This is a genomic window from Streptomyces sp. 549, from assembly GCF_030124175.1.
GTDB lineage: Bacteria > Actinomycetota > Actinomycetes > Streptomycetales > Streptomycetaceae > Streptomyces.
Window position 1 is genome coordinate 425,408 of the sequence record NZ_JASKMT010000001.1, and the last position, 25,047, is coordinate 450,454.

Consider the following 25,047-nt stretch of genomic DNA (forward strand, 5'->3'; position numbering starts at 1 on the left):
AGCCGGGGCGGCACCCGGAGGTCCGGACGGCGGCGCCGCAGAATTCAACGTTCTGTTGAACGAGTCTTCCTCCGGGGGGCCACTCCGTCAAGGGTTCACCGTTTGCCGTGACAGCGCCAGGTCAAAGCTTGTATGATTCCACGAAACGGAAACTTCCTACCGCATGCCGGTATGGACCTTCCCTCAGCCCGCTCCGCCTCCGACCCCGCGTCCACACTCCGGGAACGCCCGGCCTGACCGGCCCCCGCCCTCATCAGGGCCGGTAGCATGCGCCCCATCCGCCCGAAAGGAACCGCGACGTGCCGTCGTCCGAGCCCAAGAGCACCGCCGCACCCGCCGCGACCGGAGGCGTCCAGTCCCTGGAGCGGGCCTTCGACCTGCTGGAGCGGATGGCCGACGCCGGCGGCGAGGTCGGGCTGAGCGAGCTGTCCGGCAGCAGCGGACTGCCGCTGCCCACCATTCACCGACTCATGCGCACCCTGGTCGCCTGCGGCTACGTGCGCCAGCAGCCCAACCGCCGTTACGCGCTGGGCCCGCGGCTGATCCGCCTCGGGGAGACCTCCTCCCGCCTGCTGGGCACCTGGGCGAAGCCCTACCTCGCCCGGCTTGTCGAGGAGACGGGCGAGACGGCCAACATGGCACTGCTGGACGGCGACGAGGTCGTCTACGTGGCGCAGGTTCCGTCACGGCACTCGATGCGCATGTTCACCGAGGTGGGCCGCCGCGTACTGCCGCACTCCACCGGCGTGGGAAAGGCCCTGCTGTCCCACCACCCGGCGGAGGAAGTGCGCGCCCTGCTGGCCCGCACCGGCATGCCGGCCGCAACTGAACGCACCATCGGCACCGCCGACGCCTTCCTGGAGGCACTGGAGACCACCCGCGAGCGCGGCTTCGCACTCGACGACAACGAGCAGGAGATGGGGGTGCGCTGCATCGCCGTCTCGGTGCCCAACTCCCCCACGGCCGCGGCGATCTCCATCTCGGGCCCGGCCGGCCGGGTGACCGACGCGGCCACCGAGAAGATGGTGCCACTGCTCCAGGAGGTCGCCCGCGACCTCTCCGAGGCCCTCGCCAACCCCGCACCGGTGAACGGCGGCTGAGCAGCCACCGGGGCGGACAGTCCTACGTGCGGGGAGTGCGTCAGCCTGCGGGGAGTGCGTCAGCGGCGGACCGAGGGGACCCCGAACAGGCCCACCGCGGCACGTACCCGGAAGAGCGGTCCGGCGAGCGCGCTGATCGATCCGAGCGCGCCCACCACCAGCAGTAACGAGCTGCGGAGCCGCCCGGCGTCGCACTCACCGGCGGCGGCCATGGCAGCGAGCGCGGCGAGTTCCTCGTCGGCTATCTGACGGTCGGGCAGTTCCGGAGGGTAGCCGGCCAGCGCTCGGCGCAGCTCGTGCACCGCGAGGCGCAGCTGCTCACCCCGCGCATCCTCCGCGGCGACCGGGCGCCTCGGGCGCACCAGCGCCTGCTCGTTGCGTTCGCCTCGCACAGCGGTACTCCCCCACCAAGAAGCTTCCCGTCCGACGGCTGTCCTCGCCCCGTGAGCACGCTTCACCCCTCCGCCGACGGTGGTCGACCGCGAGGGTCTGGACAGTAAACGCCACTCTCCGCTGTCCGCGCTACACGGAGGGCGAAATTCGGCACCCCCGATTCCCGATCTACCGCCGCCCGTTCGACCGGCCGGACGAACCTCACGCGCCTCCGCCCGCGTCGCTCCTCACCGTCGCAGGCGCTCTCCAGGCGTTTACCAGGCGTCGCCCGGCGCCGCGCGCCGGTGCGGGTCTCAGCGCGGGTGCCGGCACGGGTCCCGGACAAGCGCAGTCCACCGGAACGCTCGGACCACCCCTTACGCTCGCCGCATGACAGCACCACCGCGCCCGCCTTCGCGCACGCCCCCGCACCCGCCCCGCATCGCCGGGCTGCTGCTCGCCGCAGGCGGCGGGCGGCGTCTGGGCGGCCGGCCGAAGGCCCTGCTCACCCACCACGGCCGCCCCCTGGTCGAGCACGCGGTGCGGGCGCTGCGTGAGGGCGGGTGCCACACGGTGACGGTGGTACTCGGGGCCGCGGCCGAGGAGGTGCGCGCCATGGCGGAGTTGACCGGATGCAGCGTGGTCGGCAACCCGGACTGGCCCTCGGGCATGGGCTCCTCGCTGCGGGCCGGCCTCGCCGCCCTGGCGGACGGGGAGCAGCCCGCCGACGCGGCGCTCGTCTGCCTGGTGGACCAACCGGGCGTGGGGGCGACCGCGGTCGGCCGGGTGCGGGCCGCCTACCGCTCGCCGAGTTCACTCGCGACGGCCGACTATGAAGGTCGGCGGGGCCACCCGGTACTGCTGGGGTCGGCGCACTGGCAGGGCGTGGCGGAGGCGGCGACCGGGGATCGCGGAGCACGCGCGTACCTGCGGAACCGGGAAGCGTCGCTCACCCTGGTGGAGTGCGCGGACATCGCCGACCCCGCCGACATCGACACCCCGCAGGACCTCACCCGACTGGCCTGAACCTGTCGTTCCGCAGCGGACGCCGGTCGTCCACGCCCAGCCGGGTACCTCGGACACCACCCGCCTCGGGCAGGTATCTCGACATCAACGATCTCGATATCAACAGACCGTTGAAATTCCGCGATAAGAAAACTAGTCTCCGAAACACAGAAGACGTGTGGCACCCAGTGCCGCACGTGCGCAGCACCACCGCACGTGATCCTGGTGGCGCTCCGGGGGCCACCACCCACGGCAGTGACCGCCCCCGAAGGAGTGACCGCCCATGTCAGCACCAGCGCCGTCACCGCTGGCCATCGTCGACGTCGCCCCGGAGCGCGCACCCGACCGCCAGGACGAGGTGCTCACCGAGGCGGCCCTGGAGTTCGTCGCCGCCCTCCACCGCAGGTTCACGCCCCGCCGCGACGAACTGCTCGCCCGGCGAGCCGCGCGGCGCGCGGAGATCGCCAGGACCAGCAGCCTGGACTTCCTCGCCGAGACCGCGCACATCCGCGAGGGCGACTGGCAGGTGGCGCCGTGCCCGCCGGCGCTGCGGGACCGCCGGGTGGAGATCACCGGCCCGACCGACCGGAAGATGACCGTCAACGCGCTCAACTCCGGGGCCCGGGTCTGGCTGGCGGACTTCGAGGACGCCTCCGCCCCCACCTGGGACAACGTCATCGGCGGCCAACTGAACCTGACCGACGCCTACGAGCGGCGCATCGACTTCACCGACGACCGCGGCAAGTCATATGCGCTGCGGCCCGCCGATGAGTTGGCCACCGTCGTGATGCGTCCGCGCGGCTGGCACCTGGACGAGCGGCACCTCACCGTCGACGGGCGGCCCGTCCCCGGCGCCCTCGTCGACTTCGGACTGTACTTCTTCCACAACGCCCAGCGGCTCATCGACCTGGGCAAGGGGCCTTACTTCTACCTGCCGAAGACCGAGTCGCACCTCGAGGCACGGCTGTGGAACGACGTGTTCGTCTTCGCACAGGACCGGCTCGGCGTACCGCAGGGCACCGTGCGTGCCACCGTGCTGATCGAGACGATCACCGCGGCCTACGAGATGGACGAGATCCTCTATGAACTCCGCGACCACGCCTCGGGGCTGAACGCGGGCCGCTGGGACTACCTGTTCTCGATCGTCAAGAACTTCCGTGACGGCGGCGCGAAGTTCGTGCTCCCGGACCGCAACGCGGTCACCATGACGGCTCCGTTCATGCGGGCCTACACCGAACTACTCGTCCGCACCTGCCACAAGCGCGGCGCGCACGCCATCGGCGGCATGGCCGCGTTCATCCCCAACCGGCGCGACGCCGAGGCCAACGAGCGGGCGATGACCAAGGTCAGGGGCGACAAGGACCGCGAGGCGGGCGACGGGTTCGACGGCTCGTGGGTGGCGCACCCGGACCTGGTGCCGATCGCCCGGGCGTGCTTCGACGCGGTCCTCGGCGACCGGCCGCACCAGAAGGACCGGCTGCGCGAGGACGTGCACGTCGAGGCCGCCGACCTGATCGCCGTCGACTCGCTCGACGCCGCCCCCACCTACCAGGGACTCAAGGACGCCGTGCAGGTCGGCGTCCGGTACATCGAGGCGTGGCTGAGGGGTCTGGGCGCCGTCGCCATCTTCGGTCTGATGGAGGACGCCGCCACGGCTGAGATCTCCCGCTCGCAGATCTGGCAGTGGGTGGACGCGGGCGTCGTCTTCGAGAACGGCGAACGTGCCACCGCCGATCTGGTCCGCCGGGTCGCCGCCGAGGACCTGGCCGCGATCCGAGCGGAACTGGGCGAGCAGGCGTTCGCCGCCGGAGCCTGGCAGCAGGCCCACGACCTGCTGCTGCGCGTCGCGCTGGACGAGGACTACGCCGAGTTCCTCACCCTCCCCGCCTACGAGCTGCTGGACTGACGCGGCGTCACCGGTCCGCCGGGCGGTAGCCGGGGCGCCGAGGGGGCTGCCGGACCGGCGGGTGAGAATGGCCGCATGCCGTTCACCTTGAGTCATGCCGTCGCCGCCCTGCCCGGTATCCGCCGTGACGGTCGCGGGCGCGGGCCGCTGCTGCCGTCCGCGCTGGTCGCGGGCACGTTGGCGCCGGACGCGGTGTACTTCGCCGACAGCCTGCTGCCCGGTGCCATGCGCCTCGGGCAGGTCACGCACTCGGCGTGGGGCGTCGTCACCGTGGACGTGCTGGCCGCCGCCGGCCTGGTGGCGGTGTGGCTGCTGGTGCGCGGCACAGTGGTGGCGCTGCTGCCGGACCGCGCCCAGCTCCGGGTGTGGACGCTGCTCGGCCCGGGCCGGTGGCGGGGGCGGCCGCTGCTGCCGCTCGCCGGGTGGTTCGCCGTGTCGGCGGCGCTCGGCGCACTGACCCACGTGGTGTGGGACCTCTTCACGCACGCCGGACGGTGGGGTGTGCGCACGGTGCCCTTCCTGGACGGGACGGTGGCGGGCGTTCCGGCCTACTCGGTTGCGCAGTACGGCAGTTCGGCGGTCGCGCTGGCCGTGCTCGGCCCCTGGCTGCTCCGCGCGCTGCGGTCGCTCCCCGCCGGTGGTCCTCCGGCGTCGGTGCCGCGTCTGAGCACGAGGGGCAGGCGGTACGCGGTGGCGCTGCTGGCCGGTGCGGCGGTGGTCGGAGCCGTGCACCGGTGCCTGCGCTGGGCTGCGGTGGTGGACGTCCCGCTGACCCCGATGGACCTGGTGCCCACCTCGCTGTTCGGCGCGGGCGCCGGACTCGCGGTGGCGCTGCCGGTACTGGCGGCCGTCGTCCACTGGTCGCAGCGCTCCGGGAGCGGAGAGGCCGCAGGCCTGGCCGGGGGCAGCGCCCGGTCGGGCGGCGCCGGGACAACGGCGGCCGGTGACCGCGGGGACGGTGCGGTGGCCGGCGGGCGTCGCGGCGGGTGACGGCAGCCCCGGCGATGGCCCGCTCCTCCAGGGGGCGGGCGGCGCCTGCGGGCACGGCAGCGGGACGGACCGGCCGGTCGCGCGGGCGGGGGTGCCAGAACGGGGGCGTGCGCATGTGGCGTCACGCCCCCGTCCTGGTTGCTGCCCAGGACCCCGCTGGGGTCCTGGGCCACCGGCCGGGAGCCGTCCCTCCCGGCCGGGGTCTGGGGTGGTGCGCCCCGGGCGTGCCGGGGCGCGGCGGATCAGCCGGCGGCGGCGATCCGGGCCAGGCGCTTCGCCTCCGCGCGGGCCTGGCGGGCGATGCCCTCCTCGTCGACGGTGGTGAGGTGGTTGTCCTCGACCACCGGACGGCCGTTGACCAGGGACAGCGTGACCGGGGCCGGGGGTCCGAGGACCAGGGCGGCCACCGGGTCGGCGATCGTGGAGTGGCCGAGGCCGTCGAGCCGCCACAGCACCAGGTCGGCGAGCTTGCCGGCCTCCAGCGAGCCGATCTCGGCGGTGCGGCCGAGGACCTGGGCCCCGCCGTAGGTGCCCAGCCGGAGGGCCTGCCGCACGTCGAGTGCCTTCTCGCGGTGCGGGCCGAGCCGGTTGACGAGCAGCGCGTTGCGCAGTTCGGTGTGCAGTTCGCCGGACTCGTTGGAGGCGGTGCCGTCCACGCCGAGGCCGACCGGTACGCCTGCGGCGAGCATGTCGGGCACGCGGGCGATGCCGGCTGCCAGACGGGCGTTGGAGGAGGGGCAGTGGGCGACGCCGGTGCCGGTGCGGGCGAACGCGGCGATGTCGGAGTCGTTCATGTGGACGCAGTGCGCCATCCACACGTCCTCGCCGAGCCAGCCGGTGGACTCGAAGTAGTCGGTGGGGCCCATGCCGAACAGCTCGTGGCAGAACTTCTCCTCCTCCACCGTCTCCGAGCCGTGGGTGTGCAGGCGCACGCCCTTGCGGCGGGCCAGCGCGGCACCCTCCCGCAGCAGTTCGGTGGAGATGGAGAAGGGTGAGCAGGGCGCGACGGCGATGTGCAGCATGGAGCCGAACGACGCGTCGTGGTGGGTGTCGACGGCCTGCTCGGTGGCGAGCAGCGCGCCTTCGGTGGTCTCCACCGCGAAGTCCGGCGGCAGGCCGCCGTCGGACGCGCCGCGGTCCATCGAGCCGCGGGCGGCGGTGAAGCGCACGCCCAGTTCGCGGGCGGCGCGGATCTCGGCGCCCAGCAGGTCGCCGGCGCCGCGGGGGAAGACGTAGTGGTGGTCCATGGCGGTGGTGACACCGCCCTTGGCCATCATCGCCAGCGAGCCCTGCGCGGCCGCGTGCACCATCGGCTCGTCGATGCGCGACCAGGTGGGGTAGAGCGCCACCAGCCAGTCGAACAGGTTGGCGTTCTGCGCCAGCCCGCGGGTGATCCACTGGTAGAAGTGGTGGTGGGTGTTGACCAGCCCGGGGGTGGCGAGGTGGCCGGTGCCGTCGACGCGGCGGACCACGTCGGCCAGGTTCTCCGGGGCCGCGCCGGGCCCGACCGACTCGATGACGTTGCCGGCGACCACCACGTGGCCCGACGCGTACTCGGTGCCGTGCGCGTCGACGGTGGCGATCGCGCAGTTCTCGATGACCGTGCGCGTGACCGCCGCGGTCTGCGGTCCAGCCGAACCAGCCATGGGATGTACCTCGTGTTTCGTTGTGCCGAAGTGCCGACAGTTGCGGCCCGGGGTCGAGCGGGGTGCCGACCGGATCCGCCGTGAACGGTGCGCAGATGCCCCCGCTCTCCCCCGGGTGGTGCACGCCGGCGCGGGCGTCGGGGCTGCGGCGGGCCGCCGGGTGGCGGCCGTCCTACAGGTTCGTCATGTCGACGGGGATCTGCGCCTCGGCGCCGTCCCGCAGCACGGTCGCCTCGATCAGGCCGTAGGGGCGGTCCGCGGCGAAGTACACCGCGCCGTCGGCGGACTCGTTCTTCAGGCCGAACGGTTCCAGGTCGGCGAGGAAGTGGTGCTTGTTGGGCAGCGAGAACCGGATCTCGTCCACCTCGCTGCGGTTGTTCAGCACCCGGGAGCCCATCTGGTACAGCGTCTGCTGGAGCGAGAGCGAGTACGTCTCGGCGAAGGCGTCGAGCATGTGCTTCTTCGCCTGGGCGTAGCTGCGGTCCCACTGCGGCATGCGCTGCTCGTCGCTCACCCAGTTGTGCCGCCACACGGAGGTGACCGAGGTGGCGAGGATGCGGTCGTAGGCCTCCTTCAGCGTGGTGTACCGGTCCTTGACGTAGCCCCAGAACTCCGAGTTGGTGGAGTTCATGACGGTGAGGTCCTTCAGCCCGGAGAAGATCTGCCAGGTCTCGCCGTCGTAGGTGACCTGGGCGGTGCGGGTCTCCTGGCCGTTGCGTACGAAGGAGTGCTGCACCTGGTCGGCGCCGATGAAGCGGGCGCGGGACTCCGAGCCGGCGATCCGGTCCCAGCCGTACTCCTCGATGCGTATCCGGGCCTGCTTGATGGGTTCCTGGGACTCCACGAAGTGCCGGGCCAGGTGGATGCCGAACTGCTCGGCCGACTCGATGCCGTGCTCCTTGGCGAAGGCGAACACGGTGTTCTTGGTGGTGTCGGTGGGCAGTACGTTGGCGTTGGAACCCGAGTAGTGCACCTCGTCCATGTCGCCGGAGAGGGCGACGGAGACGTTCAGGTCCTTGATGTGGTGGGTGTCGCCGTCGCGGGTGATCTTGACGACACGGTTCTCGGCCTTGCCGTACTGGTTCTGGCCCAGCACGGTCAGCCGGGCGGGACGGGGCGTCTCGGCACGGGAAATAGCAGTCATGGGTGTCAGCTCCCTCGGTACACGGAGTAGCCGAACGGGTTGAGCAGCAGCGGTACGTGGTAGTGCTCGCCCTCGTGGACGGCGAAGACGATCGCCACCTCGGGGAAGAAGCTGCCACGGTCCCTGGGGTCAGGGCCGCTGTCCCTTGCGCGGGGGGCGTCCTGCTGTTCCTCGGCTTGCTGGGATGAGAAGTACGGCTCCACCTCGAAGTGGAGGCGTACGTGGGTGGTGCCCGCCGGGAGGGCGGGCAGGTCCTTGCAGCGGCCGTCGGCGTCGGTCGCGGAGGCACCGTGCGCGGTCCACTCGCCGGTGCCGCCGGTGCGGGTGGCGAGCCGGACGGCGACGTCCGCGGCCGGGCGTCCGATGCTGGTGTCCAGGATGTGCGTGGACACCGAGGTCGCTGGGGTCGTCGGCTCGGTGCTCATGGTGTCAGGCTCCTTCGGCGAGGCGGGTCAGCCGGATGCGGTTGATCTTGACCAGTTCGGTGCGGACGTTCTCCCGCTCCCGCTCCGGTGTGTTGCCGATCCGCTCCCTCACGGCGTCCCGCATGTGGGCGGCCGTCAGGCCGGTGGCGCAGATCAGGAAGACGTGGCCGAACCTCTCCTGGTAGGCCAGGTTCAGCTCGAGCATCTCGGCTTTCAGTTCCTCCGTCGCCCCGGCCATGCCGCGCTGTTCGCGCGAGGACGTCGGGTCGCCGGGGGTGGGGCGGCCGATGGGCGGGTGCCCGGCCATCGCCTCGGCGAGGTCGTGCTCGCCGAGTTCGGCCATCGCGCAGTCGCTTGCGGCGAACAGGGCCGCCGCGTCGGGGTAGGGGCGCTTGGCGAGCAGCCTGTCCGCCCAGGTCGTCGAGGCGCAGACTTCCAGGAGTGACGCGCGGGCGTCACCCTCCTCGGCGGTGTTGAACCGGGTGAGACCCGGCGTGGAGCTGGAACTCACGTGTCGGGCCTTTCGTGGCCGTGCTGCTGTTCGGGTTGGGAATAGCTAAACCCCCCGGCCACACCGCGTCAACACTTTGTTGAAATTCTTTTCGTGCCGGAAACCGCGACCCGCCGCCGTCCTCGGAGCGGGCGGCGGCGGGTCGCGGACTCCGGAGGCGAGCAGGGTCAGCCGTCGCTCTTGGCGGCGTTCTCCCTGTTCAGGTAGTTGTAGACGGTGAAGCGGCTCACGCCGAGCGCGCCCGCGACGGTCTCCACGCCGTGCCGCACGGAGAAGGCGCCGCGGGTCTCGAGTATGCGCACCACGGACTGCTTGGTCTTGCGGTCCAACTCGCGCAGCGGCTTGCCGTGGCGCCGCTCCAGGTCGGCCAGCAGGTGGTCGAGCGAGTCCGACAGGTGCGGGAGCCGGACGGCGAGCACCGGGCGGCCCTCCCAGGTCAGCACCACGTCGTCGCCCTCGGCGGCCTCGGGGCCGAGCATCTCGCCGCCCATGGCATCGACCAGGGGGCGGACCGCGGCGGCGAACGGGTGCTCCGCGTCCGCGCTCACGCCTCGCCCTCCGCATCGGCGGGCACCACGTTCACCTGGAGGGACACCCGGGTGGCGCCGGCCCTGAGCGTGTCGCGCAACAGGTCCTGCACGGCGGCGATGACCTGCTCGGCCCCACCTTCGGCGGTGTTGCCGAAGGGGCCGACGTCGACGGCGTCCAGCCCGGCGGCCTGGACCACCTCACGGGCGACCACCGCATGGCGCGGGGCCTCGTCCAGATCGAACGGTTCGGTCGTGAACTCCACTCTCACTCGCACGCGCTCAACGTACCCCGGTGGGCCCGCGCCGCCATCCCTGCGGGGACGACCGGCAGAGGCACGAACCACTGCAATGCGGACCCACCACTTGACAGCCACCGCGAATCGACTGCACTCTTCCGTCAGATAGAAGTTAACTTCCGCTATACGGAAGGAGTGCAGACCTCATGGTCGACATGGTCTCCCCGGACACGCGCTTCACAGTCAACATCTCCCTCCTGTTCACCGAGTTCCCGCTGCTGGAACGCCCCGCCGCCGCGGCGGCGGCCGGCTTCGACGCGGTGGAGCTCTGGTGGCCGTGGCCCGACACACCGACCCCGGAGGCGGCCGAACTGGACGCCCTTCGCGGGGCCCTGCGGGACGCGGGTACCCGGCTGACCGGCCTCAACTTCTACGCCGGACAGTTGCCCGGACCCGACCGCGGCGCCCTCTCCGTGCCGGGCGAGGAGTCCGACCGCTTCCGGGCCAACATCGACGTCGCCGCCGACTTCGCCGCCTCGCTGGAGTGCCGGGCGCTCAACGCGCTGTACGGCAACCGGGTCGAGGGCGCTGACCCGGTCGAGCAGGACCGGCTGGCGCTGGAGAACCTCACCTACGCAGCCCGGGCCGCCGACCGCGTCGGCGCGGTCCTGCTGGTCGAGGCGCTGAACAAGCCCGAGTCGCCGCACTATCCGCTGGTGAGCGCACCGGCCGCGGTGGAGGTCGTGCAGCGGGTGAACGCCGCGACCGGGCTGGACAACGCCCGGTTCCTGATGGACCTGTACCACCTCGCCATGAACGGCGAGGACCTGCCCGAGGTCATCGAGCGACACACCGCGCTCACCGGCCATGTGCAGATCGCCGACAGCCCCGGCCGCGGCGCGCCCGGCACCGGCTCGCTCGACGTCGCCGACCTGCTGGCCCGGCTGCGCAAGGCCGGCTACGACGGCTGGGTCGGACTGGAGTACAAGCCCGGCGACCCGCCAGGACCGCAGTCGTTCGCGTGGCTGCCCGTACCGCTGCGCGCCTCCGGCCGCTGACTCTTCCCAGGAAGCCACTCTGAAAGGCACCCGCATGAGCAACCCCGCATCCACCGGCGCGCAGCTGCCGTCCATCGCCTGGATCGGCCTGGGCATCATGGGCTCCCCGATGGCCGAGAACCTGGTCAAGGCCGGCTACCGGGTCACCGGCCACACCCTGGAGCAGGACAAGCTGGACCGCCTGGCCCGCAACGGCGGCACTCCGGCCGCCTCGATCGCCGAGGCCGTGCGCGAGGCGGACGTGGTCATCACCATGGTTCCCGCCGACGCGCAGGTGAAGGCCGTCATCCTGGGCGAGGACGGCGTCATCGCCCACGTCAGGCCCGGCACCACGCTGATCGACATGTCCTCCATCACGCCGCAGACCTCCGAGACCGTGGCGGCCGCCGCCGCGGCGGCTGACAAGGACCTCAAGGTGCTCGACGCCCCGGTCTCCGGCGGCGAGGCGGGCGCGATCGAGGCCGTGCTGTCGATCATGGTCGGCGGCGAGCAGGCCGACTTCGACCGGGTGAAGCCGATCTTCGACGCACTCGGCAGGACCGTCATCCTGTGCGGCCCGCACGGCGCCGGCCAGACGGTGAAGGCCGCCAACCAGCTCATCGTGGCGGTCAACATCCAGGCGTGCGCGGAGGCCGTGGTCTTCCTGGAGAAGTCCGGCGTCGACCTGGACGCCGCCCTGGACGTGCTCGCGGGGGGCCTGGCCGGCTCCACCGTGCTCGACCGCAAGAAGGACAACTTCAAGAAGCGCGACTTCAAGCCCGGGTTCCGCATCGACCTGCACCACAAGGACATGGGGATCGTCACCGACGCCGCCCGCAACGTCGGCGCGGCCCTGCCCGTCGGCGCGGTCGTCGCCAACCTGGTGGCCTCTCTGCGCGCCCAGGGCGACGGCGGCCTGGACCACTCGGCGCTGCTGCGCGGCGTCGAGCGGCTGTCCGGCACCCGCGTCGACGCCTGAGCGTCCCCGTCCCCACGGGCCCGCCCGCACCCGGCGCGCCCGTGCCCCCGCCGCGCCCCGCGCGGCCCCGACTTCCGGGTGGCGGCGCCGACAACTGTCCTGTCGCGCCCAAGGCGCCGCCACCCGGAATTTCAACAAAGTGTTGACGTGCTGTCGCAGCCGTCCCTACGCTCCCATCCGCGGAACTCGACTTCCGCAGCCCCGTACGGAAGGTCACCATGTCGAAGCCCCCGCAGTCGGCGCGGACACTCACCACCGAGTCCGGCGCCCCGGTCGCAGACAACCAGAACTCCGCCACCGCCGGCGTCGGCGGCCCGCTCCTGATCCAGGACCAGTACCTCCTGGAGAAGCTCGCCCGGTTCAACCGCGAGCGCATCCCCGAGCGGGTGGTGCACGCCCGGGGCTCCGGCGCGTACGGCTACTTCGAGGTGACCGACGACGTCACGCACCTGACCCGGGCCGCGTTCCTCGGTGCGGTCGGCAGGCGCACCGAGCTGTTCGCCCGCTTCTCGACCGTCGCGGACAGCCTCGGCGGTGCCGACGCGGTCCGCGACCCGCGGGGGTTCGCGTTGAAGTTCTACACCGAGGAGGGCAACTACGACCTCGTCGGCAACAACACCCCGGTGTTCTTCATCAAGGACCCGCTGAAGTTCCCCGACTTCATCCACTCGCAGAAGCGCGACCCCTTCACCGGCCGCCAGGAGCCCGACAACGTCTGGGACTTCTGGGGCCACTCCCCCGAGGCGACCCACCAGGTCACCTGGCTGATGGGCGACCGGGGCATACCGGCCTCCTACCGCCACATGAACGGCTACGGCTCCCACACGTACCAGTGGACCAACGCCGACGGTGAGGTCTTCTTCGTCAAGTACCACTTCAAGACCAACCAGGGCGTGCGCTGCCTCAGCAGCGAGCAGGGCGCGGAGACCGCCGGCGCGGACGCCAGCAGCCACCAGACGGACCTGCTGCAGTCCATCGAGCGCGGCATGCACCCCTCGTGGACCCTGCACGTGCAGGTGATGCCCGCGGCCGAGGCGGCGGACTACCGGTTCAACCCGTTCGACCTGACGAAGGTCTGGCCGCACGCGGACTACCCGCTCCAGCGGGTCGGCCGCCTGGTACTCGACCGCAACCCGGAGAACGTCTTCGCCGAGGTCGAGCAGGCCGCGTTCTCGCCCAACAACTTCGTTCCCGGCATCGGCCCGTCCCCGGACAAGATGCTCCAGGGCCGGCTGTTCGCCTACGCCGACGCGCACCGCTACCGGCTGGGCGTCAACCACACCCAGCTCCCGGTCAACGCGCCGCGCAACCCCGCCGAGAACCACGGCAGGGACGGGCTGATGGCCGTCAACGTGCAGGGCAGGCAGGCGAAGAACTACGAGCCGAACTCCTACGGCGGCCCGGTGGAGACCGGCCAACCGCTGTCCGCACCGCTGGCCGTCGGCGGGCACACCGGCACCCACGAGGCTCCCGCCCACACCAAGGACGACGACTTCTTCCAGGCCGGCGAGCTGTACCGGCTGATGGCGGAGGACGAGAAGCGGCGCCTGGTGGCGAACATCGCCGGCGGACTGTCCCAGGTCTCCCGGGACGACGTCGTGGAGCGGAACCTGGCACACTTCCACGCCGCAGACCCGGACTACGGCCGGCGCGTCGAGGAAGCCGTGCGCGAGCTGCGCGAGGGCTGACGGGGAGGTCGCTCCCGCGCACCTCCCGCACCGCCGGCCCGCAGATGAGGGGTGGCCGGCGGTGCGGGGGAACACTCTCCGGGGCAGCCGTACCCACCACCGGCCGGCTGCCCCGGTCCCACAGTCCGCCCGGCGGCGCGAACGTCCTGTCACGCCCAGCCTCGCGCCGTCGGGCGTCCAACGCCGGTTCCCGGGACCCCGGTTCGACTGATTGCCCGGAGTCGTCCCGGGGACCCGCCGCATCGGGGACGATGGGAGGCACAGGCGCGCGGGTCCCCCCGCCCGGCGCCGCGGACGGCGAGGACGGGTGAGATGACGGAGAACGTGCCGGTGCGCTGCCCGGCATGTCGGCGAGAGCACGCGTACACCCCACCGACCTACCCCTGCCCCTGCGGCGCACCGGTCACCCCGCCGGTGCTGCGGTACGGGATTCCCGCCCAGGTGCACACCCGCACCTGGGCCAACTCGTGGGTGGCATTGCGGTGTGAGAGCTGCGGCCGGCGCGAGGAGTGGCCGCAGCCCGAACTGGGCTGCCCCTGCGGCGCGTTGCTGTGGCTGCCGATGGACTCGGCCCGGATCGACGCTGCCGAGGCCGCCGCGTCCGGACCGCCCTCCCCCGCACCGGCGCCCGCACCCGAGCCCGCACCGGCGCCGCGCCGCCCGGCGTTCCGACCGGTGACGATCCGGACCGCCAGGGACGCGGTGCTCGCCGCCGGGCAGTACCTGCACTGGCTGGGCTTCCGCAAGGTGCGGGCCGCCGAGAGCAGGCCCGCCTCCGGCGTGGACCTGCGCGGACCGACGGTGGTGGCCCGGGTCGACCCGACCACCTCGCCCACCGGGCTGCGCGCGGTCGAGACGCTGTGGCTGAACGGGCTCAACGAGTCCTCGGTGGCGGTCTGCTTCTCCCTGGCCGGCTACACCGGCGAGGCCCGCATCCGGGCCGACGAGGTGGCGCTGCCGCTGTTCGTGCTCGACCTGACGGGCACCCCGCAACCGGTGAACAGCGCCGCCGACGACCTCGTCCGCATCGGCGTCTGAGGCGGCTCACGGCATCTTGCCGGGGGGTGCCGCCGCGCCTGCGACCCCCAGGGCGGTCGGCTCGTCGCCGGTGGGCGGCGCACGGTGGGCGCGCAGCGGTGCGTGCGTCGCGGCCACGGCGGCGACCGCGAGGGCCGCCGCCAGGCCGCCGGTGACCAGCGAGAACGTGGCAGAGGTCGCCGACGCCACCAGGCCGCCGCGGAGGTTGCCGAGTTCGGGGCCCGCGACACCGACGACGTGTTCCACCGAGGAGACCCGCCCCCGGAACGCGTCCGGCGTCACCCGTTGCACCAGGGCGTTGCGGGTGACCACGGACACCGTGTCGGCGGCGCCCGCCGCCGCCAGGCAGCTCAGTGCCAGCCACAGGGGCCCGGCCAGGCCGAATCCGGCCAGCGCCAGGCCCCAGACGGCGGCAGCCACCAACTGGACGAGTCCGGCGCGGCGCAGGCGGGTCACCGTCCCCGAGAGCAGGCCGGCCGTGATCCCCCCGACCGCGACCGCCGAGAGGAACAGGCCCAGGGTGCGCGGGTCTCCTCCGAAGCGGACCTCGTTGACCACGGGGAACAGCGCGACGGGCATGGCGAGCAGCGTCGCGGACAGGTCGGTGAGCATCGTCCCGCGAAGGGTCGGGCGGCGCAGCACGACACACCAACCGCCGCGCCTGGCCCGACGTCTGCCGCCTGCGGCGCCGGCACCTTCCGGCGGCACGGCCGGCAGGCGCACCACCGCGAGCACGGCGGCCGCCATGGCCACGGCCTGGACCGCGTAGGCGGCGGGCAGGTCCCAGCGGGCGATGAGCAACCCGGCCAGGGCGGGCCCGGCCAGCATCGCCGCCTGGAAGGAGACGTTGGTCAGCGCGAGACCGGCCGCGAGCTGGTCGCCCGGCAGCAGCCGGACCGGGAGGGTGCGCCGGGCAGGAGCCCCGAGCGCGCCGCAGCCCGCCATCGCGGCGACCAGCGCGAACAGCAGCAGGACGTTCCGGTTCCCCGCCAGGGACTGTGCGCACAGCCCTGCGGCGGCCAGCAGTTGCCCCGCCGTGGTGGCCCGTACCAGTGCGCGGCGGTCGACGGTGTCGGCCAACGTGCCGCCGAGCAGCCCGAACAGCACTACCGGCAGGCCGGTGGCCAGCCCGATGGCGCCGGTGCCCACCGGGCTGCCGGTCAGGTCCCAGACCTGGGCAAGTACCGCCACGTTGGCCACCTGGCCGCCGAGCTGGGAGACCGAGGTGCCGATCCACAGGTCGCGGAACGGCCGGCTGTGACGCAGCGGACGGGTGTCGAGGAACCGCACACGCAACCGGGTAGGCCCCTCATCGGGGTGGGTCGGAGTCGGCAAGGTGGTGGAGGATGCGCTCTCGCATCGGCCGACGTTCCAGAGCCCGCCGCACCTCCTCGACGACGGTGGTCATCGCGTACGGGACCTCGCTGTCCAGCTCGGCGACCGTCTGGTGGGTGGCGCGCCACTCCGCCTCCAGGAACGGCACCAGCGACCGGCCGCGCTCGGTCAGGTCGATCCGCCGGGTGCGGGCGTCGGGCCCCGGCTCGGAGGTGACCAGGCCCTCCTTCCGCATGGCGGCGACGGTCTGGCTGATCGCGGAGTGCGAGCGGCCCAGGGACTGCGCAAGCTCTCGAATGGTCAGCGGCCCGGTGTGGGCGAGCCGGATCAGCGGATAGGCGAACCGGGGCCGCACGCCCTCGATTCCGCGCTCGACGTAGACCTGCTCGATCTCGGCGTCCATGGCGGCCAGCAGCTCGTGCAGGGTGTGCCAGGGGTCGGGGAGCACGGTGGGGTCCATTGATGTCACAGCGCTAATATAACAGTGCTGTGACAACCGGGCACCGCACCTGTGCACCGCACGGCCACCACAACACCTCCCCAGTGGGCGGACCCGCTTCATCACCTTCCTCGACCTCCACACCGCGACCCTCCCTTGACTCCACAGCGACACCCTCCTACATTGACTTCCATATAGCAGAACGCTTCTTTCGCATTGTGGAATAACGGCCAGTCGGCCAGCAGCGGAGAGCGTGTCTCCCCGGCCCACCCAGGAGTGCTCACATGCCTCGAATGACCGCAGCGCGCGCAGCAGTGGAGATCCTCAAGCGCGAAGGCGTCGACATCGCGTTCGGAGTCCCGGGCGCCGCGATCAACCCGTTCTACGCCGCGCTCCGCGCCAGCGGCGGCATCGAGCACAAGCTCGCCCGCCACGTGGAGGGCGCCTCTCACATGGCCGAGGGCTACACCCGCACGAAGGCCGGCAACATCGGCGTGTGCATCGGCACTTCGGGGCCGGCCGGCACCGACATGATCACCGGCCTCTACTCCGCGAGCGGCGACTCCATCCCGATCCTGTGCATCACCGGCCAGGCGCCCACGGCCCGCCTGCACAAGGAGGACTTCCAGGCCGTCGACATCGAGTCCATCGCCAAGCCGGTCACCAAGATGGCGATGACCGTGCTCGAACCGGCGCAGGTCCCCGGCGCGTTCCAGCAGGCGTTCCACCTGATGCGTTCCGGGCGGCCCGGGCCGGTCCTGATCGACCTGCCGCTCGACGTCCAGCTGACCGAGATCGAGTTCGACCCGGACACCTACGAGCCGCTGCCGGTGCACCGACCCGCGGCCAGCCGACGGCAGGTCGAGAAGGCGCTGGCCATGCTGGCCGAGTCCGAGCGCCCGCTGATCGTCGCGGGCGGCGGCGTCATCAACGCCGACGCGGACGAACTGCTGGTGGAGTTCGCCGAGCTGACCGGCGTTCCCGTGATCCCCACCCTGATGGGCTGGGGGACCATCCCCGACGACCACCCGCTGAACGCCGGCATGGTCGGCCTGCAGACCTCGCACCGCTACGGCAACGCGACGTTCCTGGAGTCGGACTTCGTCCTGGGCATCGGCAACCGCTGGGCCAACCGCCACACCGGCAACCTGGACGTCTACACCGCCGGGCGGAAGTTCGTCCACGTCGACGTCGAACCCACCCAGATCGGGCGGGTGTTCGCCCCGGACTACGGCATCGTCTCGGACGCCGGAGCCGCGCTGGCCCTGTTCGTCGAGGTGGCCCGCGAACTGAAGGAGGCCGGCCGGCTGCCCGACCGCGGCGCCTGGGCGGAATCAACCCGCCAGCGGCGCTCGCAGCTCCAGCGCCGCACCCACTTCGACAACGTGCCGATCAAGCCGCAGCGTGTCTACGAGGAGATGAACCGGGCGTTCGGGCCGGAGACCCGCTACGTCTCCACCATCGGCCTCTCGCAGATCGCCGGCACCCAGTTCCTGCACGTCTACCGCCCGCGCCACTGGATCAACTGCGGCCAGGCCGGCCCGCTGGGCTGGACGATCCCCGCCGCCCTCGGCGTCGCCACCGCCGACCCCGAGGCGACCGTGGTCGCGCTCTCCGGCGACTACGACTTCCAGTTCATGATCGAGGAGCTGGCCGTCGGCGCCCAGTTCCGCATCCCGTACGTGCACGTGCTGGTCAACAACTCCTACCTGGGGCTGATCCGGCAGGCGCAGCGGAACTTCGAGATGGACTACCAGGTGCAGCTGTCGTTCGAGAACCTCAACGCGCCGGAACTGGGCGTCTACGGCGTCGACCACGTGCGGGTCGCCGAGGGCCTGGGGTGCAAGGCGCTTCGGGTGACCGAGCCGGACCAGTTGCTGCCCGCCTTCGAGGAGGCGAAGAAGCTGGCCGCGGAGTTCCGGGTCCCGGTCGTCGTCGAGGCCATCCTGGAACGGGTCACCAACATCTCCATGAGCGGCGGCGACATCGACAAGGTCAACGAGTTCGAGGAGCTGGCCACCGAGGCCGCGCACGCCCCGACCGCCGTCGTGCCGATGGCCTGACGCCGCCGTCCGCCTGCCCGCCTGCCCGCCTGCCCCACCGCACCGCCCACGGCCCGGTCCCGCTCGCCGCGGGGCCGGGCCGTCGGTGCGCGCCGCGGCTGCCCGGGTGGGACCGCGCGGCGCCGCCGGGGCGGCCTTCGCGGCGGCCGGCGGCCCATAGGGCAGTATCGGTCGGGTGCACACGGAGGAGATCCGACAGCAGCGCGGCCCGGAGCCCGCACCGGCGCCGCAGCGGCGGCGGGCGCGGCGGCCGGTGCCCGCGTGGTGCGCCGTGGTGCTGCTGCTCCTGACCTCCGCGCCGCTTGCCGCGCGGGCCGCGGACGTGGACGGTCCGCCACCGCTGCCTCAGCTGCTGGCCTTCCTGCCGTGGTTCCTGGTCGCGGGCTGGCTGGCGCTGGTGGCGGCGGTCCTCGCGCGGCGGCTGCTGCTGGTCGGGTGGTCGATGGCGGTCCTGGCGGCCACCGGATGGTTCGTGCAGCCGTACGGGCCGGGACGGGAGACGCCGCCCGGGCAGCCGCTTGCCGAGGTGCGGGTGCTGACGGCCAACCTGGAGTTCGGCAACGCCACCGACGCCCTGCTGGAGGCGCTGCGCCGGGAGCGCCCGCACCTGGTGTCGGTGCAGGAGTGCGACAGCCGGTGCGCGGCGGCGCTGTCGCAGCCTGACGTGGTCGCCGCGTACCCGCACCGGGTGATCGCCGGCCGGGAGCCCGCGGAGGGCTCGGCCCTGCTGAGCGTGTACCCGCTCTCGGACGAGCGCGAGATCCCGGCGTCGCTGTCCATGCCGAGCGCGCTCGCCCGGGTCGGCGACGTCGACGTGCGGGTGCAGGTGGCGCATCCCATGCCGCCGATGCCGGACTCCATGACGGCGTGGCGGGCCGAGCTGGCGTCGCTGCGCAAGGTCGCCGCGGCCAGGGGCGACACCCGGACCGTGATCGCCGGGGACTTCAACGCCTCGGCGGACCACGCCGCCTTCCGCCGGCTGCTGGACACCGGCATGCGGGACAGTGCCCGGCTGCTGGGGCACTCGCGGACCCCCACCTGGCCGGCCGCGACCGCTCCGCCGCTGGGCGCGCAGATCGACCACGTGCTGGTGAGTCCCGGGCTGGTGCCGCGGCATGTCTCGTTCCTGGACCTGCCCGGCACCGACCACCGGGCCCTGCTGGTCGACCTCGCCGTGCACTGACCCCGCCCGGACCAGCCATAATGCGGTCGAGGACGGGTACGCATCCCTGCGGGCGCCCCTCCCCGCAGACCGCGCCCGGACATCTGCGGACGGCGATGAGTCGTGCGGGTTCCGGACGCGTACAGGGGAGCAGTAGCGGACGGCGGTCCGGCGGTCCCCGATCGCCGCCGGACCGCCGTCCGCCCTGCCCGGCTCCGTCCGGGCCATGCCGCAGGTCACATCCGGGAACCGTGCGCATGCCAGGTGGCGTTTTACAGGATCAGTGCCGCTCACGCGGGGCATCGGGGGAATGTACGGCGAAAGGGGACGTTCGTGAACCTGCTCGATGTCTTGTTGCTGCTGGCGGTGGCCGTTTTTGCGGTCTCGGGGTACCGCCGCGGCCTGGTCGCGGGCGTGATCGCGCTGGCCGGCTTCGTCGGCGGCGCGGTGGTCGGTGTGTGGCTGCTGCCGTTCGCCCTGGACCTCGTCGAGCGGGGGACCACCTCGGCCACCGTGGTGGGACTGCTGACGGTGCTGCTGCCCGCAGCGGCAGGGCACGCCTTCGCCACCCGCCTCGCGTGGCGCATCCGCTCCAAGCTGAGCTGGGCCCCGGTCCGCTGGGTCGACGGGGTCGGCGGCGCACTGGCCAACGCGGTCGCGGTGCTGCTGGTGGCGTGGGTGGCGGCGAGCGCCCTGGTCACGGCGCCCTCCCCGGAGATGAACCAGGCCATCCGCGGTTCGGCCGTGCTCGGCGCGGTGCACGAGCGCATGCCCGAGCAGGCCCCGACCTGGTTCAGCCGGGCGACCGGCGCGCTCACCACCGCCGGGTTCCCGCAGGTCTTCAACCCGTTCGAGAACGAGCCGGTGACCGGGGTCGCCGCCCCCTCGGGTGACGCGGTGACCGAGGCCGCCGCCCAGGCGGCGCAGCGCAGCACGGTCAAGGTCGAGGGTGTGGCCTCGGTGGACGGCGGGCGGCAGGGCCAGGAGGGCAGCGGGTTCGTGTACGCCGACAAGCGGGTGATGACCAACGCGCACGTGGTGGCCGGGGTGCAGCGCCCGACGGTGCGGGTCGGCGGCGTCGGGGCCCGGCTGGAGGCGACCGTGGTCTACTTCGACCCGAACACCGACGTGGCGGTGCTGCGGGTGCCTGACCTGGAGGCGCCGGTGCTGGAGTTCGCGGGCGGGCCGGAGCGCGGAGCGCAGGCCGTGGTCGCCGGTTACCCGGAGAACGGCGGCCTGGACCTGCGCGCGGCGACCGTGGCGGGCCGCACGGCGGCCCGCGGCCAGGACATCTACGGCAGCAGCATGGTGACCCGCGACATCCACCCGCTGCGCACGCTCGTGCGGCCGGGCAACTCCGGGGGGCCGCTGCTGACCCCCGACGGCCGGGTGTACGGCGTGATCTTCGCCCGGTCGGCGACCGACCCGGAGACGGGCTACGCGTTGACCAACGCGGCGGTGCGCCAGGCCGCCGAGCAGGGCAACGCCTCCACCGAGCCGGTGAGCACGGGCAACCGCTCGGCGCTCTGAGCAGCGCCGCATCCGCCCCCGCCCCCGGCCGTCGTGCCGGGCGGGTCCGGGGGCTTGAGCGTCCCCGACCCCGGCCGGGTGGCCGAGGCAGGAGGGGCGGCCGGTCGGGGCGGGAGCGGCAGGCAGGGACGAAGCCGGTGCCGGCCGGGGCCCGGGGCGCAGGCCGGGCCCCGGCCGGTCACCGGCCCCCGCTCAGAACCTGACGTCCGAGCAGGCGTAGAAGGCGTTCGCCGTGTCGTACACGTTCCAGACCGCGAGGATCAGGTGCCGCCCGGACTTGCCCGAGGGCAGCCGCCCGGTGTGGCTCTGGGTGGCACCGGGCTGGACCCCGCCCATCGGTACGGTGAGGAACGGGGCCGGCTCCAGGTCGGCGCGGGTCAGGGTGCGGTTGGCGTCCCATCCGTTCTTGGTGATGTAGTACCGGTAGTCGGTGGTGCGGTGCCTGGCGGTGTTGCGCCAGGTGAAGGTGTGGTTGGCGCCACTGCTGAGCTGCGTGGCCGGCCAGGCGCCACTGCGCGGCTGGTCGAGTTCGGAGAACCGGGTGTTGCCGCCGGCGCAGATGCGCCCGTCGGACGGTCCGGCGCCGGGGAAGCCCTTGGGGCCCTCGACGCTCTGCGGCTCCCACTGGATGCCGCCGCAGTTGCTCACCGTGCCCTGCGCGCAGTGCATCTGCCGGCTGGGGGTGGAGGTGGTGTAGCCGTGTGCCGCGGCCGATCCTCCGGTGGCGACGGCCGTCGCCGCCGCGATACCCATGGCGACTGCCGCCGCCGTGATCTTCTTGCGCATGCTTCGCTCCTGCCTGAAGAACCTGGGGAAGTTCGGAGAGCGTGCCTGGTCCAGACCACTTACGAAGTTAGCGCCGAGTTTTGGTCATGTCCAGACCAATGGCATCGCTCCCACCGGACCCCGGCTCCGGCACGGCCTCGGACCCGCGGTCCGACGCGGCCTCAGGCAACCGAGCCGATCCGGCCGGCCGCCGGGCCCGGCTCGTGGTGGATCGGGGTGTGCGCCCCGGTCAGCGGCACACCCGAGCCGCCGTGCCGGGCCGCGACGATCTCCGCGGCGATCGACAGCGCCGTCTCCTCCGGAGTGCGGGCGCCCAGGTCCAGGCCGATCGGCGAACGCAGCCGGTGCAGCTCCAGTTCGCCCAGGCCCACCTCGCGGAGCCGGCACAGCCGGTCCTCGTGGGTGCGCCGCGACCCCATCGCGCCGACGTAGGCGACCGGCAGCCGCAACGCGCGCTCCAGCAGCGGCACGTCGAACTTGGCGTCGTGGGTGAGCACGCACAGCACCGCCCGGCCGTCGAGCTGCTGGGAGTCCAGGTAGCGGTGCGGCCAGTCCACGACGACCTCGTCGGCGTCGGGGAAGCGGGCGGCGGTGGCGAAGACCGGCCGGGCGTCGCACACCGTGACGTGGAAGCCCAGGAACCGGCCGACGCGGACCAGGGCCGAGGCGAAGTCGATGGCCCCGAAGACGAGCATCCTCGGCGGCGGCACGCTGGCCTCGACCAGCAGCGTCACCGGGCTGCCGCAGCGGCTGCCGTCGGCGCCGGCCTCCACCGTGGCGGTGCGCCCGGCGGCGAGCAGTGCCACCGCCTCGGCGGCGGCGGTGCGGTCCAGTGCCGGGGCGCCGCCGAGCGTGCCGGCGACGGTGCCGTCGGCCCGCACGTGCAGGGCCTGGCCCAGGAGCGCCGACGGGCCGGCGGCCACCCGGACCAGGGCCGTCGCCTCGCCGCGGGCGGCGGCGGCCAACGACGACGCGGTGGCGCCGGCACCCGCCCGGACCGGTACCACCAGGATGTCGAGGACGCCTCCGCAGGTCAGTCCGACGGCGAAGGCGTCCTCGTCGCTGTAGCCGAAACTCTCGGTGGCGGCTCGGCCGGTCCGCAGCGCCTCCTGGCACAGCTCGTAGACCGCGCCCTCCACACAGCCGCCGGAGACCGAGCCGATCGCCGTGCCGTCGGCGTCGACGGCCAGCGCCGCCCCCGGCCTGCGGGGCGCGCTGCCGTGCGTCGCCACGACCGTGGCCACGGCGAAGTCGCGGCCCTGCGCGCACCACCGGTCGAGCTCTGCGGCGATGTCCAGCATGGTGGTCTCCTTCCCTTTCGGGTTCCGGACGGAACCCTGCGGTGGTGCGGCGAGCGCGGTCGTGCAGCCGTCAGTGAGCGACGTCGTTGAAGGCGAAGTTGAAGACGAACAGCGCGGTCAGCAGCCACATGAACAGGCCCGGTTCGCGCCACTTGCCCTCGGCCAGCTTGATCGTCGAGTAGGCGATCACGCCGGCGGCGACGCCGTTGACGATGGAGAAGGTGAACGGCATGAGGATGATCGTCAGGAAGACCGGGATGGCGATGCCGCGGTCCCGCCAGTCCACGTGCCGGGCGTTCTGCATCATCATCGCGCCGATGACCACCAGGGCCGCGGCGGCGACCTGGCCGGGCACGATCTCCGCCAGCGGGGTGAACAGCAGCATCGCGGCGAAGATCAGGCCGGTGACGGTGGCCGACAGGCCCGTCCGCGCGCCCTCCCCCACGCCGGACGCGGACTCGATGAAGACCGTCTGGCCGGAGGCGCTGGACATGCCGCCGATGGCGCCGCCGGCGCCGTCGATCAGCAGCGCCTTGTTCAGGCCCGGCATGCGGCCCTTCTCGTCGGCGAGCTTCGCCTCCTGGCCGACGGCGATGATGGTGGCCATCGCGTCGAAGAACCCGGCCAGCACCAGGGTGAAGACGATCATCGTGACGGTGGTCGCGCCGAGCTGGCCGAAGCCGCCGAACTCGACCTGCCCGAAGAGGCTGAAGTCCGGTGAGGAGACCAGGCCGCTGGGGATGTGCGGCGTGGACAGGCCCCACTCCTCGTCGCCGAGCCCGAGAACGCCGGTGATGACCAGGGAGAACACCGTGCCGACGCCGATGCCGATCAGGATCGCGCCGGGCACGTTGCGGGCCAGCAGCATGAAGATCGCCAGCAGGGTGATGCAGAACGCGAGGACCGGCCAGCCCGCCAGGGCGCCGCCGACGCCCAGCGTCACAGGGGGCCCGCCCTCCCCGCCGCGCCCGACGACGCCTGCCTTCTCCAGGCCGATCATCGCGACGAACAGGCCGATGCCGATGGTGATGGCGTGTTTGAGTCCCATCGGGATGGCGTTCATGATCTTCTCGCGCAGCCCGGTGATCACCAGGAGCATGATCACCACGCCGTAGATCACACACATGCCCATGGCCTGCGGCCAGGTCATGCTGGGGACCACCAGCGTGGCGAGCACGCCGGAGACGCTCAGCCCCGCGGCGAGCGCCAGCGGGACCTTTCCGACGATGCCCATCAGCAGGGTCGTGACCGCGGCGGCGAAGGCGGTGGCCGTGACCACGGCCGAGGCGTTCAGCGTGTTGCCGTTGACGTCCTGGACGCTCAGCAGCAAGGGGTTCAGCAGCAGGATGTACGCCATCGCCATGAACGTGGTGACGCCGCCGCGGACCTCCCGACCGATCGTCGACCCGCTCCGGGTGATGTGGAAGTAGCGGTCGAGCCGCCCCGGCCCGGCTGCCTGTGCCGGGCCGCCGCGCGGCGCCTCGGCCGGCGGGGTCGCTTCTGTTTCTGTCTGTGCCATGTGTGCCAACTCCCAAGGTTCACAGGGGCACCCGCGGCGCGCTGCGCCTGTACGCGGGATTTGGGATGCACGACGCGGGGGACGGCCCGAGACGAACGTGGGATGGGTGTGCGGTGCGGCGGGCTGCCGGCCACCGGAGAACGGTAGACGGTGCAGGTCCGCGCGCTGCCGCGGGGTGGTGCGGCACCGCCCGGGGGGCGGTGGTGGGGCACGCGACCGTGTGCGGGATGGCGCCTGGTGCGGGGGGTTCGCGGGGGGGAGCTGGGGGAGGGGGGTGGGGGGGGGGGATCAGGTGGTCCGGGGCG

23 protein-coding genes are annotated in these 25,047 nt (G+C 72.7%); 11 read left to right on the forward strand and 12 right to left on the reverse strand.

Annotated features, from left to right (window positions below; translation table 11 throughout):
• Window positions 1–299 precede the first annotated feature (299 nt).
• Window positions 300–1,100, forward strand: a complete 801-nt coding sequence (locus QNO07_RS01945; RefSeq protein WP_283989561.1) for an IclR family transcriptional regulator — start codon at window positions 300–302, stop codon at window positions 1,098–1,100.
• Window positions 1,101–1,159: 59 nt separating this feature from the next.
• Here QNO07_RS01945 and QNO07_RS01950 read toward each other — a convergent pair whose 3' ends face one another.
• Window positions 1,160–1,492 carry a DUF5955 family protein gene (locus QNO07_RS01950; RefSeq protein WP_283989562.1) on the reverse strand — a complete coding sequence of 111 codons (333 nt, stop codon included), beginning with the start codon at window positions 1,490–1,492 and terminating at the stop codon, window positions 1,160–1,162.
• Between the two features lie 370 nt (window positions 1,493–1,862).
• Here QNO07_RS01950 and QNO07_RS01955 point away from each other — a divergent pair, with 370 nt between their 5' ends.
• The 3 genes from QNO07_RS01955 (at window position 1,863) to QNO07_RS01965 (ending at window position 5,373) form a co-directional block, all read left to right on the forward strand.
• Complete coding sequence (locus QNO07_RS01955) at window positions 1,863–2,498, forward strand: nucleotidyltransferase family protein (protein WP_283989563.1); 636 nt, start codon at window positions 1,863–1,865, stop codon at window positions 2,496–2,498.
• Window positions 2,499–2,760: 262 nt separating this feature from the next.
• Complete coding sequence (gene aceB, locus QNO07_RS01960; RefSeq protein ID WP_283989565.1) at window positions 2,761–4,383, forward strand: malate synthase A; 1,623 nt, start codon at window positions 2,761–2,763, stop codon at window positions 4,381–4,383.
• 75 nt (window positions 4,384–4,458) lie between these two features.
• The gene (locus QNO07_RS01965) at window positions 4,459–5,373 is read left to right on the forward strand and encodes a DUF4184 family protein (protein ID WP_283989566.1); all 915 of its coding nucleotides are present in this window, start codon (window positions 4,459–4,461) and stop codon (window positions 5,371–5,373) included.
• A 242-nt stretch (window positions 5,374–5,615) separates the two neighbouring features.
• On the opposite strand, the gene QNO07_RS01970 is transcribed toward QNO07_RS01965, so the two are convergent.
• The 6 genes from QNO07_RS01970 to QNO07_RS01995 form a co-directional block, all read right to left on the reverse strand.
• Entirely contained in the window at window positions 5,616–7,019 is a 1,404-nt protein-coding gene (locus tag QNO07_RS01970) for an 8-oxoguanine deaminase (protein WP_283989567.1), read from the reverse strand.
• A gap of 172 nt (window positions 7,020–7,191) precedes the next feature.
• The gene (gene pucL / locus QNO07_RS01975) at window positions 7,192–8,163 is read right to left on the reverse strand and encodes a factor-independent urate hydroxylase (protein ID WP_283989568.1); all 972 of its coding nucleotides are present in this window, start codon (window positions 8,161–8,163) and stop codon (window positions 7,192–7,194) included.
• Between the two features lie 5 nt (window positions 8,164–8,168).
• On the reverse strand, window positions 8,169–8,588 hold the full coding sequence (gene uraH, locus QNO07_RS01980) for a hydroxyisourate hydrolase (protein WP_283989569.1): 420 nt from the start codon (window positions 8,586–8,588) through the stop codon (window positions 8,169–8,171).
• Window positions 8,589–8,592: 4 nt separating this feature from the next.
• Window positions 8,593–9,099 (reverse strand): 2-oxo-4-hydroxy-4-carboxy-5-ureidoimidazoline decarboxylase, encoded by a 507-nt coding sequence (uraD, locus tag QNO07_RS01985; RefSeq protein ID WP_283989570.1) that lies wholly within the window; start codon window positions 9,097–9,099, stop codon window positions 8,593–8,595.
• A 167-nt stretch (window positions 9,100–9,266) separates the two neighbouring features.
• Window positions 9,267–9,647, reverse strand: coding sequence for a helix-turn-helix domain-containing protein (locus QNO07_RS01990; RefSeq protein WP_283989571.1), 381 nt, complete (start codon window positions 9,645–9,647; stop codon window positions 9,267–9,269).
• Window positions 9,644–9,904, reverse strand: coding sequence for a YkoF family thiamine-binding protein (locus tag QNO07_RS01995; RefSeq protein ID WP_283989572.1), 261 nt, complete (start codon window positions 9,902–9,904; stop codon window positions 9,644–9,646). Before QNO07_RS01995 ends, QNO07_RS01990 begins: the two co-directional genes overlap by 4 nt.
• 176 nt (window positions 9,905–10,080) lie before the next feature.
• Between QNO07_RS01995 and QNO07_RS02000 the strand changes: the two genes are divergently transcribed.
• From QNO07_RS02000 to QNO07_RS02015, 4 genes are all read left to right on the forward strand, one after another.
• Window positions 10,081–10,923 (forward strand): TIM barrel protein, encoded by an 843-nt coding sequence (locus tag QNO07_RS02000; RefSeq protein WP_283989611.1) that lies wholly within the window; start codon window positions 10,081–10,083, stop codon window positions 10,921–10,923.
• 34 nt (window positions 10,924–10,957) lie between these two features.
• On the forward strand, window positions 10,958–11,881 hold the full coding sequence (locus QNO07_RS02005) for a 2-hydroxy-3-oxopropionate reductase (RefSeq protein WP_283989573.1): 924 nt from the start codon (window positions 10,958–10,960) through the stop codon (window positions 11,879–11,881).
• 218 nt (window positions 11,882–12,099) lie between these two features.
• The gene (locus tag QNO07_RS02010; RefSeq protein WP_283989574.1) at window positions 12,100–13,569 is read left to right on the forward strand and encodes a catalase; all 1,470 of its coding nucleotides are present in this window, start codon (window positions 12,100–12,102) and stop codon (window positions 13,567–13,569) included.
• A 312-nt stretch (window positions 13,570–13,881) separates the two neighbouring features.
• On the forward strand, window positions 13,882–14,607 hold the full coding sequence (locus QNO07_RS02015) for a hypothetical protein (RefSeq protein ID WP_283989575.1): 726 nt from the start codon (window positions 13,882–13,884) through the stop codon (window positions 14,605–14,607).
• Between the two features lie 6 nt (window positions 14,608–14,613).
• Here QNO07_RS02015 and QNO07_RS02020 read toward each other — a convergent pair whose 3' ends face one another.
• Entirely contained in the window at window positions 14,614–15,903 is a 1,290-nt protein-coding gene (locus tag QNO07_RS02020) for an MFS transporter (protein ID WP_283989576.1), read from the reverse strand.
• A gap of 13 nt (window positions 15,904–15,916) precedes the next feature.
• Window positions 15,917–16,402, reverse strand: a complete 486-nt coding sequence (locus QNO07_RS02025; RefSeq protein WP_283989612.1) for a MarR family winged helix-turn-helix transcriptional regulator — start codon at window positions 16,400–16,402, stop codon at window positions 15,917–15,919.
• 263 nt (window positions 16,403–16,665) lie between these two features.
• Here QNO07_RS02025 and gcl point away from each other — a divergent pair, with 263 nt between their 5' ends.
• From gcl to QNO07_RS02040, 3 genes are all read left to right on the forward strand, one after another.
• Window positions 16,666–18,444 carry a glyoxylate carboligase gene (gene gcl / locus QNO07_RS02030; protein WP_283989577.1) on the forward strand — a complete coding sequence of 593 codons (1,779 nt, stop codon included), beginning with the start codon at window positions 16,666–16,668 and terminating at the stop codon, window positions 18,442–18,444.
• Window positions 18,445–18,619: 175 nt separating this feature from the next.
• Window positions 18,620–19,627, forward strand: a complete 1,008-nt coding sequence (locus QNO07_RS02035; protein ID WP_283989578.1) for an endonuclease/exonuclease/phosphatase family protein — start codon at window positions 18,620–18,622, stop codon at window positions 19,625–19,627.
• 312 nt (window positions 19,628–19,939) lie between these two features.
• Entirely contained in the window at window positions 19,940–21,136 is a 1,197-nt protein-coding gene (locus QNO07_RS02040; protein WP_283989579.1) for a MarP family serine protease, read from the forward strand.
• A 192-nt stretch (window positions 21,137–21,328) separates the two neighbouring features.
• On the opposite strand, the gene QNO07_RS02045 is transcribed toward QNO07_RS02040, so the two are convergent.
• The 3 genes from QNO07_RS02045 to QNO07_RS02055 all read right to left on the reverse strand — a co-directional run bounded on the left by QNO07_RS02045 (window position 21,329) and on the right by QNO07_RS02055 (window position 24,742).
• Window positions 21,329–21,922, reverse strand: coding sequence for a lytic polysaccharide monooxygenase auxiliary activity family 9 protein (locus QNO07_RS02045; RefSeq protein ID WP_283989581.1), 594 nt, complete (start codon window positions 21,920–21,922; stop codon window positions 21,329–21,331).
• A gap of 161 nt (window positions 21,923–22,083) precedes the next feature.
• Window positions 22,084–23,223, reverse strand: coding sequence for an XdhC family protein (locus QNO07_RS02050; RefSeq protein ID WP_283989582.1), 1,140 nt, complete (start codon window positions 23,221–23,223; stop codon window positions 22,084–22,086).
• Between the two features lie 70 nt (window positions 23,224–23,293).
• Window positions 23,294–24,742 (reverse strand): NCS2 family permease, encoded by a 1,449-nt coding sequence (locus QNO07_RS02055; protein WP_283989583.1) that lies wholly within the window; start codon window positions 24,740–24,742, stop codon window positions 23,294–23,296.
• Window positions 24,743–25,047: the final 305 nt, after the last annotated feature.

What these genes read in the sequence shown, in the direction of transcription:
- QNO07_RS02045 (WP_283989581.1), bottom strand. Translation starts at nt 21,922, where the DNA reads ATGCGCAAGAAGATCACGGCGGCGGCAGTCGCCATGGGTATCGCGGCG.
- QNO07_RS01955 (WP_283989563.1), top strand. Translation starts at nt 1,863, where the DNA reads ATGACAGCACCACCGCGCCCGCCTTCGCGCACGCCCCCGCACCCGCCC.
- QNO07_RS02050 (WP_283989582.1), bottom strand. Translation starts at nt 23,223, where the DNA reads ATGCTGGACATCGCCGCAGAGCTCGACCGGTGGTGCGCGCAGGGCCGC.
- QNO07_RS02005 (WP_283989573.1), top strand. Translation starts at nt 10,958, where the DNA reads ATGAGCAACCCCGCATCCACCGGCGCGCAGCTGCCGTCCATCGCCTGG.
- QNO07_RS02055 (WP_283989583.1), bottom strand. Translation starts at nt 24,742, where the DNA reads ATGGCACAGACAGAAACAGAAGCGACCCCGCCGGCCGAGGCGCCGCGC.
- QNO07_RS02000 (WP_283989611.1), top strand. Translation starts at nt 10,081, where the DNA reads ATGGTCTCCCCGGACACGCGCTTCACAGTCAACATCTCCCTCCTGTTC.
- uraH (WP_283989569.1), bottom strand. Translation starts at nt 8,588, where the DNA reads ATGAGCACCGAGCCGACGACCCCAGCGACCTCGGTGTCCACGCACATC.
- QNO07_RS01970 (WP_283989567.1), bottom strand. Translation starts at nt 7,019, where the DNA reads ATGGCTGGTTCGGCTGGACCGCAGACCGCGGCGGTCACGCGCACGGTC.
- pucL (WP_283989568.1), bottom strand. Translation starts at nt 8,163, where the DNA reads ATGACTGCTATTTCCCGTGCCGAGACGCCCCGTCCCGCCCGGCTGACC.
- QNO07_RS02015 (WP_283989575.1), top strand. Translation starts at nt 13,882, where the DNA reads ATGACGGAGAACGTGCCGGTGCGCTGCCCGGCATGTCGGCGAGAGCAC.
- QNO07_RS02025 (WP_283989612.1), bottom strand. Translation starts at nt 16,402, where the DNA reads ATGGACCCCACCGTGCTCCCCGACCCCTGGCACACCCTGCACGAGCTG.
- QNO07_RS01965 (WP_283989566.1), top strand. Translation starts at nt 4,459, where the DNA reads ATGCCGTTCACCTTGAGTCATGCCGTCGCCGCCCTGCCCGGTATCCGC.
- gcl (WP_283989577.1), top strand. Translation starts at nt 16,666, where the DNA reads ATGCCTCGAATGACCGCAGCGCGCGCAGCAGTGGAGATCCTCAAGCGC.
- QNO07_RS02010 (WP_283989574.1), top strand. Translation starts at nt 12,100, where the DNA reads ATGTCGAAGCCCCCGCAGTCGGCGCGGACACTCACCACCGAGTCCGGC.
- aceB (WP_283989565.1), top strand. Translation starts at nt 2,761, where the DNA reads ATGTCAGCACCAGCGCCGTCACCGCTGGCCATCGTCGACGTCGCCCCG.